The sequence below is a fragment of the Diaphorobacter sp. HDW4B genome (assembly GCF_011305535.1).
Taxonomy (GTDB): domain Bacteria; phylum Pseudomonadota; class Gammaproteobacteria; order Burkholderiales; family Burkholderiaceae_C; genus Diaphorobacter_A.
On record NZ_CP049905.1, the window covers coordinates 5,014,087 to 5,027,116 of the forward strand.

The window sequence follows — 13,030 nt, forward strand, 5'->3', positions numbered from 1 at the left end:
ATGATCTTCATGGCAACAAAACCTCCCTCTGCTCCCAAGGTACCACCTGTCAAACCGTCTCGAGATGACGGCGGCTCGGTGGTATTGGAGCGGCGCACCCTGCGGACGGAACCACCGCAGATGTTCCAGGTCGTCATGCTCAATGACGACTACACACCCATGGAATTCGTGGTGGTGGTTTTGCAGGAATTTTTCTACAAGGACCGCGAAGCTGCCACGCAGATCATGCTGAAGATTCACCTCGATGGAAAAGGCGTCTGCGGGGTTTACACCCGTGACGTGGCCGCAACCAAGGTCGAGCAGGTACTCGACGCGGCGCACAAGGCAGGGCATCCTTTGCAATGTGTGTGCGAACCCGTTGAATAAACGCCAACGATCCCGATCTATTTGTCATCCCTGAAACGCAAGCGAAAAAGGAGTTCTCACATGATTGCCCAAGAACTGGAAGTCAGCTTGCACATGGCCTTCGTAGAGGCCCGCCAGCAGCGCCACGAGTTCATCACCGTGGAACATCTGCTGCTTGCATTGCTTGACAATCCCAGCGCAGCCGAAGTGCTGCGCGCGTGCGCCGCAAACATTGATGATTTGCGCGCGTCGCTCACCAATTTCATCAAAGACAACACTCCGCAGGTCGCCGGGACCGACGAGGTGGACACCCAACCCACGCTGGGCTTCCAGCGTGTGATCCAGCGTGCCATCATGCACGTGCAGTCCACGGGCAATGGCAAGAAGGAAGTGACCGGCGCGAACGTGCTCGTCGCGATCTTCGGCGAGAAGGATTCGCACGCTGTCTACTATCTCCACCAGCAGGGCGTGACCCGTCTTGATGTGGTGAACTACATCGCCCACGGCATCAAGAAGGGTGAGCCACCAGAGCCCACCAAGGCCGAAGGCCAACCCGAGCAGGAAGAGGGCGGTGGCGAGCGCAGCGAAAAGGCGTCGCCGCTGGAGCAATTCACGCTCAACCTGAATCAGGCCGCCAAGGAAGGCAAGATCGATCCGCTGATCGGTCGCCAGTACGAGGTCGAGCGCACGATCCAGATCCTCTGCCGTCGCCGCAAGAACAACCCGCTGCTGGTGGGTGAAGCCGGCGTGGGCAAGACCGCGATTGCTGAAGGCCTCGCATGGCGCATCACGCAGAACGACGTACCGGAAATCCTCGCCGAGGCCACCGTGTACTCGCTCGACATGGGCGCGCTGCTGGCCGGCACCAAGTACCGTGGTGACTTCGAGCAGCGTCTGAAGGGCGTGCTCAAGTCGCTCAAGGACAAGCCGAACGCGATTCTGTTCATCGATGAAATCCACACGCTGATCGGCGCAGGCGCTGCATCGGGCGGAACGCTGGACGCCTCGAATCTGCTCAAGCCCGCTCTGTCGAGCGGTCAATTGAAGTGCATCGGCGCGACCACGTTCACCGAGTATCGCGGCATCTTCGAGAAGGATGCAGCGCTGTCCCGCCGCTTCCAGAAGGTCGATGTGGTCGAGCCCACCGTGGCCGAAACCATCGACATCCTGAAGGGGCTGAAGTCGCGCTTCGAAGAGCACCACAGCGTCAAATACGCCCTGGCGGCACTGCAGGCTGCGGCCGAGCTGTCGGCCAAGTACATCAACGACCGTCACCTGCCCGACAAGGCCATCGACGTGATCGACGAAGCCGGTGCTGCCCAGCGCATTCTTCCGCCGTCCAAGCGCAAGAAGACCATCGGCAAGGCCGAGGTCGAGGAAATCGTCGCCAAGATCGCGCGCATTCCGCCCGCCAACGTGTCCAATGACGACCGCAGCAAGCTGCAGACGCTGGAACGCGACTTGAAGAGCGTGGTGTTCGGTCAGGACAAGGCGCTCGACGTGCTGGCTTCCGCCGTGAAGATGGCGCGTTCGGGTCTGGGCAAGGGCGACAAGCCGATCGGCTCGTTCCTGTTCAGCGGCCCCACCGGCGTCGGCAAGACCGAAGCGGCCAAGCAACTCGCCTACATCATGGGCGTGGACCTGATCCGCTTCGACATGTCCGAATACATGGAACGCCATGCGGTGAGCCGCCTGATCGGCGCGCCTCCGGGATACGTTGGCTTCGACCAGGGTGGCCTGCTGACCGAAGCGATCTCGAAGAAGCCGCACTCCGTGCTGCTGCTCGACGAAATCGAAAAGGCACATCCGGACATCTTCAACGTGCTGCTGCAGGTCATGGACCACGGCACGCTGACCGACAACAACGGACGCAAGGCCGACTTCCGCAACGTCATCATCATCATGACGACGAACGCGGGCGCCGAGACCATGAACAAGGCCACCATCGGCTTCACGAATCCGCGCCAGGCGGGCGACGAAATGGGCGACATCAAGCGCCTGTTCACGCCGGAATTCCGCAACCGCCTGGATGCCATCGTGAGCTTCAAGCCGCTCGATGAACAGATCATCCTGCGCGTGGTGGACAAGTTCCTGCTGCAACTGGAAACACAGCTCGCCGAAAAGAAGGTGGAGGTCACCTTCACCGACGACCTGCGCAAGCACCTGGCCAAGAAGGGCTTCGATCCGCTCATGGGTGCCCGTCCAATGCAGCGCCTGATCCAGGACACGATCCGTCGTGCACTGGCCGACGAACTGCTCTTCGGTCGCCTGACCGACGGCGGCCGCCTGACGGTCGACATCGCCCACGGCACCGACGACAAGGGCAACGAGACTTCCGAGGTCAAGCTGGACATCACGCCGCTGCCCAAGAAGGAACGCACCAAGTCGGAGCCTGCCGAGCCTGAAGAGGCGACCGCGGACTGATTGAGTCGGAACGCCAAAAATGAAAGCCGCTGCTCGAAAGAGCAGCGGCTTTTCTACTTGTACTTGCCTCTCCTCATTCGCGTGGATGCTTCCAATCTTCCAATACGGGCAAGCAAGCACAAAGCAAGTGCCGCATGCGGAGCTGTAGGCGCAGCGGCAGACGGAGTTTGTCGCTGACGCGGGCATATTCAAAGCAGGCAATTTCCAGTGCCAGATCTTGATCAGCCATGTCGGCTGCATGGCATATTTGGATTTTGCTAAATACTGTATATTTAACCAGTATTCAATGAAATCCACATTGCCCCATGACTGCATCTCGTCCCTTGCTCCCTGCTCAGGCGGAAGCGGCTCGCAGGTTTGCTGGCGCCGAGCCTGCAGACCTGTTGCGGCTGGGCGTGTGGAAGGGTGGGGATTGGCAATCGGCCAATGACGAATCGCATGGCTCGCGGGTGCTGCCGTCTGGGCATGCGGGGCTGGATGCGGAGCTTCCTGGTGGGGGCTGGCCTATAGGGGCGATGTCGGAGATTTTGCTGCCTGCGCTGGCGCATGCGGAATGGAGTCTGGTGGGCCATGCTTTGGCGCAGGTGTTGGGCCAGCAGCCATGGCAACGCGCGGTGTTGGTGGCGCCGCCGTGGCAGGTGTTCACGCCGTTTGCTGAATGGGCCGGGATTGCTGCGCGGCAGTTGTGCTGCATTTATCCAATGCAGACATCCGGGCGTGCGAGCAAGGGGTGCAGCGCGGACGCCGACAGTGTGTGGGTGAGCGAGCAGGCCCTCAAATGCCGTGACGTGTGCGCCGTGCTCGCATGGCTGCCGCACGCGCAATCGCAGGCCTTGCGCAGGCTGCAGTTGCTGGCCGCGCAACAGCGGCAGTTGCTGTGGGTGTTCCGGCCCGAGCAGGCGCGTGCGCAGTCGTCACCTGCGCCCTTGCGGCTGTGCCTGAAGGTGCAGGAGAAGACGCTGCAAGTGCGGATGATCAAGCGGCGCGGTCCGCCGCTGGACAAGGTGATCGAGCTGCCTTTGTTGCGCGAGCTATTGCTTGCCGAATTGGCGGCGCAGGCCTGGCGCAAGGAGCGTGATCGTGTGGACGCGGGGGCGTTGCTTGGCAGGCTCAAGCGCCCGTTGCAGGAGGTGCCCCATGCACTGGATGGCGTGGCGCTTGCCGCTCGGTGAAGAGCAGATCGCGAACATGCCTTCATCGGCGGTGCAGGCCCATGGCTGGTGGGCGCTGCATTTCACGCCCAATGTGGCGGTGCTGGATGAGGCGCTGATGCTGGAGGTCGCGAGTGCCGAGCGGCTGTGGGGTGGGCGCGCTGCATTGCGGCGTTTGCTGCTTGCGCATGCGCCGCGGCCGAGTGCCATCCCGGATGAATCGGTGAATCACCGTGACCGTTGGGCCGAGGGGCCAACCGCCTTGCAGGCGCTGGCGCTGCTGCGACACAAGCAATCTGCAGAGCTGCGGCCTCGCCAGGTGCCGCAAGGGCTGCCGATGTCCACGCTGTCTGCGCTGAGGCCGCATCTCCCCGCATTGAACAATCTGGGCTGCCGCACGCTGGGCGATGTGCGCGCACTGCCGCGCTCGGGTGTGGCGCGAAGGCTGGGGGCGGAATGTCTGCTGGCACTGGATCAGTTGTGGGGCGAGCGTGCTTGTCCGATGCATTGGATCGCGCTGCCGCAGCATTTCGATCTGGAGCATGAACTGCCATGGATCGCGTCGTCGTCGGCCGATCTGCTGCACTCGGCCGAGCATTTGCTGACGCTGCTGCAGGCCTGGTTGCGCGCGCGTCATCTGGGCGTGCTGCGACTGCAGATGCGCTGGCGCAATGACCTGCGACGGCTCGATGGCGTCGATCTGCCAGACTGGGGCGAGATGGAACTGCGCACCGCCCAGCCGCTGCAGGATCTGTCGCACCTGCGTCGTCTGCTGGCCGAGCAGCTTGCGCACCAGCGACTGGCCGCGCCGGTCAATCGGCTGGCGATGAGGACGCTGGAAATCCAGCCCATGCCACAGCAGAGCGCAAGCCTGTTGCCACGTTCGTCCAATGAAGCGAATGGCGAGCCGTGGAACCAGTTTGTCGAGCGGGTCAGCGCGCGCTTGGGTGAGGACTGCTTGCGCGTGCCGCAGCGGCAGGCCGATCACCGGCCTGAGCATATGCAGATCTGGCAGAGCGCCAGCGTCGCCATGCGGCAGCCGGAGGGCCGAACGGCTGCAACGGATATCGACCCGCGCGCTGCGCTCTGGCCCGCATGGCTTTTGCCGCAGCCGCAAGGGCTCGCGGTGCGCCAGCACAAACCTTGTCTGCACGGGCAGATGTTGAGTCTCAAGGCTGGGCCGCAGCGTTTTGAAAGCGGCTGGTGGGAGGCTGCGGAGGCATCGCTCCGTGATGGCGTCGTCGGGCCACAAGCCGCGCCGGGCTTGAGCAAACGCGAGTATTTCGTTGCGCACAACCCGGCGGCAGGCTGGGTCTGGATCTTTCGCGTCAACGATACGCACGACTGGTTTCTGCATGGCTTCTATGGATGAGCGCCATGGATTACGAGCGCACGAAATCTCCTTTACCCGCTTCGGCCTTGCCGGACTATGTGGAGCTGCATTGCCTCACCAATTTCAGCTTTCAGCGCGGGGCTTCGCATCCGGCAGAACTGGTCGAGCGCGCAGAAGCGCTGGGCTATGCCGCGTTGGCCATTACGGATGAGTGCTCGGTTGCCGGCGTGGTGCGTGCGTGGTTGGCCGTTCAACATCTGACGGAAAAGCGCAAAAAGGACATGGTGGATGGCAAGGAGACACGCGAGTTCGACCTTCCCTTGCTCTACGGAAGCGAGTTCCAGTTTGGCGACCTGTGCATCGTCGCCATCGCGCGCGATCTGCAGGGCTGGGGCGATCTGTGCGAGTTCATCACCGCCGCGCGCGGGGCTGCGCTCAAGGGCTCTTATCGTTTGACCTCGGCGTCGCCCTGGCACTTGCTGCATGGCTGCGAGTTGTTGATCGTTCCCAGTCGCGCGGCCTTCATGAAGGAGGTCGGAGATAGCGCGCAACTTGAACAGGCGTTGGAGAGCGCTCGCGCCATGCTGAGCTGCGATTTCTCGCTGGCGTTGGAACTGCACAAAGGTTCGGGCGACAGCCTTTGGCTGCAAATGCTGGAGCAAGTGGGCGAGCGTTTGAATGTTCCGCTTGTGGCCGCAGGCGGCGTGCTCATGCACTCGCGTGCGCGCAAGCCGTTGCTCGATGTGATCACCGCTGTGGGTTTGAATTGCAGCGTGGCGGAATGCGGTTATGCGCTTGCGCCCAACGGCGAGCGCCGCTTGCGCCCGCGCACGCAACTGGCGACGACGTATTCCCCCAAGCTGATGGCGGCCACGGTGGAGGTGGCCAGCCGCTGCCATTTCAAGCTGGAGCAGATTCGCTACAACTACCCACTGGAGACCGTGCTGCCCGGCAAGACAGCGCAGCAGACCTTGACTTGGTTGACGTGGGAGGGCGCGCGTGCGTGGTATCCGCAAGGCATTCCGCTGGATATTCAGAACCAGGTTTTGAACGAGCTCGATTTGATCGGCGAGCTGGGTTATGCGATGTATTTCCTCACGGTCCACGACATTGTTCGTCAGGCACGCAGTTGGGGAATCCTGTGTCAGGGGCGCGGATCGGCGGCCAATTCGGTGATCTGTTTCTTTCTCGGCATCACGGCAGTAAGGCCCGAAAAAGGCAATCTTCTTTTCGAGCGTTTCATCAGCAAAGAGCGCAAGGAGCCGCCCGACATCGACGTCGATTTCGAGCACGAGCGGCGCGAGGAAGTCATCCAGTACATCTACGAAAAATACGGCCAGGAACGTGCCGCCATCACTGCCGTCGTCATCACGTATCGCCTGCGCAGTGCCTTGCGCGATGTGGGCAAGGCGTTGGGCGTTGCGCCCGTGTTGGTCGATGCGTTCGCCAAGGACCATCACTGGTTCGACGACGCGGCCGCAGCCGAGCGACTGCAAGCGCTGGCGCACGATGTGGGCACAACCATCGGCACACATATCGCGCAACTGTGGCTGGCATTGAGCGAGCAACTGTGCGGCTTTCCGCGCCATCTCAGTCAACACGTGGGCGGCTTCGTCCTTACGCAGGACAAGCTCACACGCCTCGTTCCCGTAGAGCCCGCGAGCATGGAAAAGCGCTCCATCATCCAGTGGGACAAGGACGATCTCGATGCGATGAATCTGCTCAAGGTCGACGTGCTCGCGCTTGGCATGCTCACCGCGCTGCGCCGTTGTCTGGCCATGCGCAACGAGATTCGCGAAGAGCGCTGGGACCTGCTCAGCAACATTCCCGAGGACGATCCGCGCATCTACGACATGATCTGCGCGGCCGACACCGTGGGCACCTTCCAGATCGAAAGCCGCGCGCAGATGAGCATGCTGCCGCGCCTGCTGCCGCGCGAGTTCTACGACCTGGTGGTCGAAGTCGCCATCGTGCGACCGGGGCCGATTCAGGGCGGCATGGTGCATCCGTACTTGCTGGCGCGGGAGCGCAAGCGAAACGAGCAACCGCTGGAATTGGAAAAGCCCGAACTCAAACCCGCGCTGGAACGCACGCTGGGCATTCCCATCTTCCAGGAACAGGTCATGCAGATCGCCATGGATGCTGCCGGTTTCGACGCGGGCGAGGCAGACGCGCTGCGCCGCTCCATGGCCGCGTGGAAGCGCACGGGCGGCGTGCATCACTTCAAGGATCGCGTCATCGAAGGTATGGTGGATAACGACTACCGCCGCGAATTTGCCGAGCAGATTTTTCAGCAGATGCTCGGCTTTGGCGAATACGGCTTCCCCGAAAGCCATGCCTACAGCTTTGCGCTGCTCGCCTACGCCAGTGCGTGGCTCAAGCGGCACGAGCCCGCATGCTTTCTGGCCGCGCTGCTCAACTCGCAGCCCATGGGTTTCTACACGCCATCGCAACTCGTGCAGGACGCGCGCCGACACGGCGTGCGCGTCCTGCCGGTCGATGTGACGACGAGTGACTGGCTCAGCACGCTCGAAGCACCTGCGCAGCCGATTCGCGGCGTGGACGAGCCACAGCCCGCCGTGCGCCTGGGCCTGAACTTCGTCGCGCAACTAGAAGCCTCGGCCGCAAAGCGCCTGCTGCAAGCCCGCGCGCAAGCCCCGTTTGAAAGCACGCAAGACCTGGCCCTGCGCGCCCAACTCGCGAAACACGACCTGCAGGCACTGGCCGCCGCCGACGCACTTGCGCACCTCTCCGGCCACCGCCGCCAACAGATGTGGGACGCCGCCGCCCAACTGCGCGCACCCCCCTTGCTGCGCGACGCGCCCACGCACGAAGACCGCCTCGAACTGCCCGAAGCCAAAGAGGGCGAAGCCATCCTGTTCGACTACGCCGCCACCGGACTCACCCTGCGCAACCACCCCATGAGCCTGCTGCGCGAGCGCCTCGACCGCTGGAAAATCCGCACCGCCGAACAACTGCTCCACGCGCCCAACGGCCAACGCGTGCGCGCCGCAGGCATCGTCACCGTCCGCCAACGCCCCGGCACCGCCAAAGGCACCATGTTCGTCTCACTCGAAGACGAAACCGGCACCGTCAACGTAGTCGTCTGGCCAAGCATGCTCGAACAATGGCGCGACCCCCTGCTGCGCTCACGCCTGATGGCCGTGGAAGGCACCTGGCAATCCAGCCGCCCCAACCCCAGCGCACCGGAGCACGCGGCGCGCCATTTGATTGCGGAACGGGTGAAGGATTTGACGCCGTTGTTGGGGAGATTGGCTCCTGTGCTGAATGGGAGTCGGGATTTTCATTGATGCTGGTTTGATTTTAAATTGCGTTTAATTACTCTTTAATGAAAATATGGTGTAAATAAACGCTATTTGATAAGATGCCATTCACCATGAAAAAGTCATCCGACACCGCCATGCTGCCGTTCGAGGCCGAGGACGCGGCCAAGATTCTGGCCGCCAAGATCCGCACGGCCAGAATCGTGCGCGGCTGGACTCAGGACGAACTGGCCCAGCGCTGCGAGATTTCCAAGCGCACCATCTCCAATATGGAGGCGGGTGCGGTCAGCGTGCAATTCGGCTTCGTGCTCAAGGTCTTGTGGGCACTGGATCTGATCGATGATTTCATCCGGCAGATCAGAAGCGTGGGTGTGAATGACCATGAATTCGCGCTGCTGGAGGCATCTCAGCCTTTGCGGGTGCGCGAGAAAGGCAGAAGCGCATGAGCGACGACACCGTCAAGCCCGTCTGGCTGTGGCTCCCCGAAGCGACGGAGCCTGTCATCGTTGGTGAATATCGGCTTGGCGAGGCGGGCGGTCGGCCGCTGGGTTCGTTCCGATATCAGGAAGGCTACAGGGACCAGCCTCAGGCCATGCCGCTCGATCAGCGCCAACTGGTTCGCTACAAGGGTGTTGCCAAGACGACTGACTACGAAGGTCTGTTCGACATCTTCAGAGATGTGAAGCCCGAAGGCTTCGGTTTGGACATGCTTCAGCGTCGCCGGAACGTCGCCAGCCTCAGTCACCTGGACGCACTGGAGCACTCGCCCGGCGATGCCGTGGGAGCGTTGGAGGTCTGCGAGAACATCGCCGACAAGGCCCGTTTTGTGCCGCATTCTTCACACGCCATGTTCGATGCGATGGATGACCTGGACCCCGCGCAGTCGAGCGCCCATGTCATCACCAGCGTGGAGGGCGGCATCACCACCAGTCTTGGCGGCGAGCGCCCGAAGATGACGGTCCTGCACAAGGGCCAGCAGTGGATCGCCAAGTTTTCTGCGCGTCAGGACGACCCAACGGCGACTCTGCGCGAATTCGTGAGCATGCGGCTGGCCAGCCTTTGCGGCATTGATGCAGCCGAGGTCGAATACATCCACAGAAACAACCGCGGTGTGGTGCTCATCAAACGCTTTGATCGCGTGATGCGGGAGGACGGTCGCAGCCAACGTCTGTACTTTGCAAGCGCCGCCACGGTGCTTGGCGCAACTGCAGCCCAACGCGACAACCCGAACCGCACCTACATCGGCTTGGCCATGAACGCGAGCCGGTGGGGTGTGACGGAACACCATGCCGAACTGTGGCGACGGATGGCATTCAACGTGCTCATCGGCAACGGCGACGATCACCCCAGAAACCACGGCTTCCTGCGCACGCAGGACGGCTGGCGCATATCGCCCGCCTATGACATTGCGCCTTACACGCCAGCGGGTGGAAAGGTAACAGACGTGCGTGCACTGGCCATGGGCTTGCGCAGAAACGGCGACGCGGGTGCCACTGCGGACAACCTGCTCATCGGAGCCAAGCAACTCGGGATTGCTTACGCAGAGGCCAACGATTACCTGGACGCCGCATTCGAGACGATTCGGAAGTGAATCGCCCCGGGTTTTCTAGACACCTCTGAGCCTCAAATCTAAGGCCCAATAGGAGGTGCTATGAGTAACCAAAGATATCCCCAAGAATTCAAGACCGAAGCAGTCAAGCAGATCACTGAGCGCGGCCATAAGGTGGCCGATGTTTCAGCCCGACTAGGCGTAAGTCAGCACAGCCTTTATCAATGGATCAAGGCTCAAGGAACGCCTGCCCATGATCGGCCGGCACAGGTGTCACAAACCGAGGAGTTGCGACGACTGAAGGCTGAACTCAAGCGAGTCACAGAGGAGCGCGACATCCTAAAAAAGGCCGCAGCGTACTTTGCCAAGCAGTCCGGGTGAAGTACGCATTCATCAAGCGCCATGAAGGTGAGTACAGCATTCGCCGACTGTGCAAGGTCATGGCTGTACACCCTAGCGGCTACTACGCCTGGAAGGCGCAACCGATGAGCCTGCGTGCAAAGGACGATCAACGTCTGTTGGGTCTTCTCAAGCATGCGTGGCTCGAGAGTGGTGGCGTCTATGGCTATCGCAAGCTGACCATGGACATGCGTGATTTGGGCGAGAGCTGCGGCAAGCATCGCGTGGCACGACTGCTCAAAATCGAGGGGCTGCGCTCACAGACGGGCTACAAACGCCGTGCAGGCATGCGTGGCGGCAAACCTGCCATCGTCGCGCCCAATCACTTGCAGCGCCGCTTCGCAGCGGCCGAGCCCAACCAAGCTTGGGTGACTGACATCACATACATCCGCACCCATGAAGGTTGGCTGTATCTGGCGGTGGTGGTTGACCTGTTCTCACGTCAGGTTGTTGGCTGGTCTATGGGCAGCCGCATCGATACTGGCTTGGTGCTCGATGCACTGTTGATGGCCTTGTGGCGTCGCAGGCCTAAGCTGCCTGTCATGGTGCATTCGGATCAGGGTAGTCAGTTTACAGGCCATGACTGGCAGGGCTTTCTGCGAGATCACAATCTGGTCTCCAGCATGAGTCGTCGCGGCAACTGTCACGACAACGCCGTGGCCGAGAGCTTCTTCCAGTTGCTCAAGCGCGAGCGTATTCGCCGCCAGATTTACCCGACGCGCGATGAGGCCAGGGCTGATGTCTTCAACTACATCGAGATGTTTTACAACCCGAAAAGGCGTCATGGCACCGCCGGAGATATCTCTCCGGTAGAGTTCGAAAGACGGCATTCCCAACGGCTCAACAGTGTCTAGGAAATCCGGGGCGATTCACAGTACTAGAAAAACCGACAGCAATACTTATTCGCAAGCTCATCATTGAGCACGCTGACCGCTATGTTTTTGAAAAGGAACCAAGTGATGTGCATCGCGTTCGCCCCAGAGTTGTCAGTCCGGATCAGTTCAGAGCTGAGCAGAACGCTTGGGCAAACTGGCATCGGGAGCAAAGCGATGCCGAAGGAAGCTTGTCTTGAGTGACATGTGATGGCTAAAGCATCAATTGGGCTTGCAAGGCATGGGAAGAACAATGAAAGAGGCGGGGGCTAGCATCCCCGTTCCAACTCAACTACCAAATCTCAAATCAACACATCCCCGACAAATCCCCCGCAGCATCCATCCCCCAAAGCGCCTTAGACAACACCGCGCTGCGCGCCGCCCCCAACACCGGCACAGCCAACTCCACAAACTTCTCATCCAACTCCACATCGGTCAGTGGCATGTCCGGGTCGCCTTTGCGGGTGGGTTGGAGCATCGAAAACTGCTGTCCGTCCTTGGTTTGAATCGTCACTTGGGCCGAGCGTTGGCCGGGGAATTTGGCGTCGGCGGTGGGGTCCACTTGCAGCGTTATGCGTGACATGAGCGCGCGGATGGTGGGGGAGGTGAGGCGTTCGGATTCGAATGCGGCGAGGCGCACGCTGCCGTGCAGGAGTGCGGTGGCGACGACGAAGGGGATGCTGAAGCGGGCTTCGGGTGCGGTGGTGGGGTGGGTGTTGCCTGCCACGGCGATCGCGGGGGAGTAGGTGGCGATGATGACGCGTTCGATGTGCTCGGCCTTGATGCCGTGTTGTTGCTGCAGCGTGAGCGCGCCGTCGATGGGTGCAAAGGTGTGGCCGCAGCAGGCGTGGTTCTTGAAGGTCATCGCGTTGATGTTGAACTGCGTGTGCAGGTCGTCGAGCGCGTGGGTCCAGTCCGGGCCGTTGCTCATGGCTTGGCCTAAGCCGACTTCGCCTTCGAACACGTCGAGCGACGAGATCATGCCTTGCTGGGCCATGAGGGCGGCGGTGACGCCTGCTTCGGCGGCGCGGCCGGAGTGCAGGGGTTTGGCGAGAGAGTCCATCTTGAAGGCTTGCTGCAAGCCTGCTGCGAAGGTGGCGGAGAGCGCGATGGCGTTGGCGGTTTGCGATGCGTTCAGGCCCAGCAGGTAGGCCGCTGCGGTGGTTGCGCCGAAAGTGCCGACGGTGCCTGTGTTGTGCCAGTGCTTGTAGTGCGTGCGGCCCATGGTGCGGCCGATGCGGGTGGAGGTTTCGTATCCGGCGATCGAGGCTTTCAGAAACTCCATGCCGCTCACGTCGAGCGCCTGACCGACGGCTATGGCGGCCGAGAACGTGGGCGCGCCGGGGTGGTAGATGGCTTCGCGGTAGATGTCGTCCACCTCGGCGGTGTGCGAGGCCGTGCCGTTGATGAGCGCGGCGGCGCGCGTCGATGCGGCGCGGCCCAGCGGCAGGCGGGCCTTGCCTTGGTCGAGTTCGAGGGCGAGTGATTTTTCGACCATGGGCGTGGGGGCCATGGGGTAGCCGGCGAGCAGGGCGCCGTACCAGTCCACCAGCGCGCGCTTGGCGTGGTGAATGACGTCGTAGCTCACGGCTGCGTTGTGGAAATCGGCGGTGTACTGGCCCAGCTTTTCGCTCACGAACATGGTGCAAATCTTTCTACGGGTGGACAGATGG

Annotated in this window: 10 protein-coding genes; 8 read left to right on the forward strand and 2 right to left on the reverse strand. The window is 61.7% G+C overall.

What is annotated here, in order from left to right; translation table 11 throughout:
- Positions 1 to 366 carry an ATP-dependent Clp protease adapter ClpS gene (gene clpS, locus G7048_RS22940; protein WP_166070347.1) on the forward strand — a complete coding sequence of 122 codons (366 nt, stop codon included), beginning with the start codon at positions 1 to 3 and terminating at the stop codon, positions 364 to 366.
- A gap of 60 nt (positions 367 to 426) precedes the next feature.
- Positions 427 to 2,769: an ATP-dependent Clp protease ATP-binding subunit ClpA gene (gene clpA / locus G7048_RS22945; RefSeq protein WP_166070348.1), complete on the forward strand. Its 2,343-nt coding sequence runs from the start codon at positions 427 to 429 to the stop codon at positions 2,767 to 2,769.
- 73 nt (positions 2,770 to 2,842) lie between these two features.
- Here clpA and G7048_RS22950 read toward each other — a convergent pair whose 3' ends face one another.
- Positions 2,843 to 2,998 (reverse strand): hypothetical protein, encoded by a 156-nt coding sequence (locus G7048_RS22950; protein WP_166070349.1) that lies wholly within the window; start codon positions 2,996 to 2,998, stop codon positions 2,843 to 2,845.
- Positions 2,999 to 3,074: 76 nt separating this feature from the next.
- On the opposite strand from G7048_RS22950, the gene imuA reads away from it, so the two are divergent.
- The 6 genes from imuA to G7048_RS22980 all read left to right on the forward strand — a co-directional run bounded on the left by imuA (position 3,075) and on the right by G7048_RS22980 (position 11,339).
- Positions 3,075 to 3,941: a translesion DNA synthesis-associated protein ImuA gene (imuA, locus tag G7048_RS22955; RefSeq protein WP_166070350.1), complete on the forward strand. Its 867-nt coding sequence runs from the start codon at positions 3,075 to 3,077 to the stop codon at positions 3,939 to 3,941.
- Positions 3,907 to 5,292 carry a DNA polymerase Y family protein gene (locus G7048_RS22960; RefSeq protein WP_166070351.1) on the forward strand — a complete coding sequence of 462 codons (1,386 nt, stop codon included), beginning with the start codon at positions 3,907 to 3,909 and terminating at the stop codon, positions 5,290 to 5,292. Before imuA ends, G7048_RS22960 begins: the two co-directional genes overlap by 35 nt.
- Positions 5,289 to 8,564 (forward strand): error-prone DNA polymerase, encoded by a 3,276-nt coding sequence (locus tag G7048_RS22965; RefSeq protein WP_166070352.1) that lies wholly within the window; start codon positions 5,289 to 5,291, stop codon positions 8,562 to 8,564. Before G7048_RS22960 ends, G7048_RS22965 begins: the two co-directional genes overlap by 4 nt.
- 86 nt (positions 8,565 to 8,650) lie before the next feature.
- A complete protein-coding gene (locus G7048_RS22970) occupies positions 8,651 to 8,983 on the forward strand; it encodes a helix-turn-helix domain-containing protein (RefSeq protein WP_166070353.1) in 333 nt (110 codons plus the stop codon).
- Positions 8,980 to 10,128 carry a type II toxin-antitoxin system HipA family toxin gene (locus G7048_RS22975; protein ID WP_166070354.1) on the forward strand — a complete coding sequence of 383 codons (1,149 nt, stop codon included), beginning with the start codon at positions 8,980 to 8,982 and terminating at the stop codon, positions 10,126 to 10,128. Before G7048_RS22970 ends, G7048_RS22975 begins: the two co-directional genes overlap by 4 nt.
- Positions 10,129 to 10,188: 60 nt before the next feature.
- A protein-coding gene (locus tag G7048_RS22980) for an IS3 family transposase (protein WP_166066293.1) occupies positions 10,189 to 11,339 on the forward strand; the annotation gives its coding sequence in 2 pieces (ribosomal slippage) (positions 10,189 to 10,435 and positions 10,435 to 11,339; 1,152 coding nt in all).
- Between the two features lie 325 nt (positions 11,340 to 11,664).
- Here the strand turns inward: G7048_RS22980 and G7048_RS22985 are convergent.
- The gene (locus tag G7048_RS22985) at positions 11,665 to 12,999 is read right to left on the reverse strand and encodes an MmgE/PrpD family protein (RefSeq protein ID WP_166070355.1); all 1,335 of its coding nucleotides are present in this window, start codon (positions 12,997 to 12,999) and stop codon (positions 11,665 to 11,667) included.
- Positions 13,000 to 13,030 lie beyond the last annotated feature (31 nt).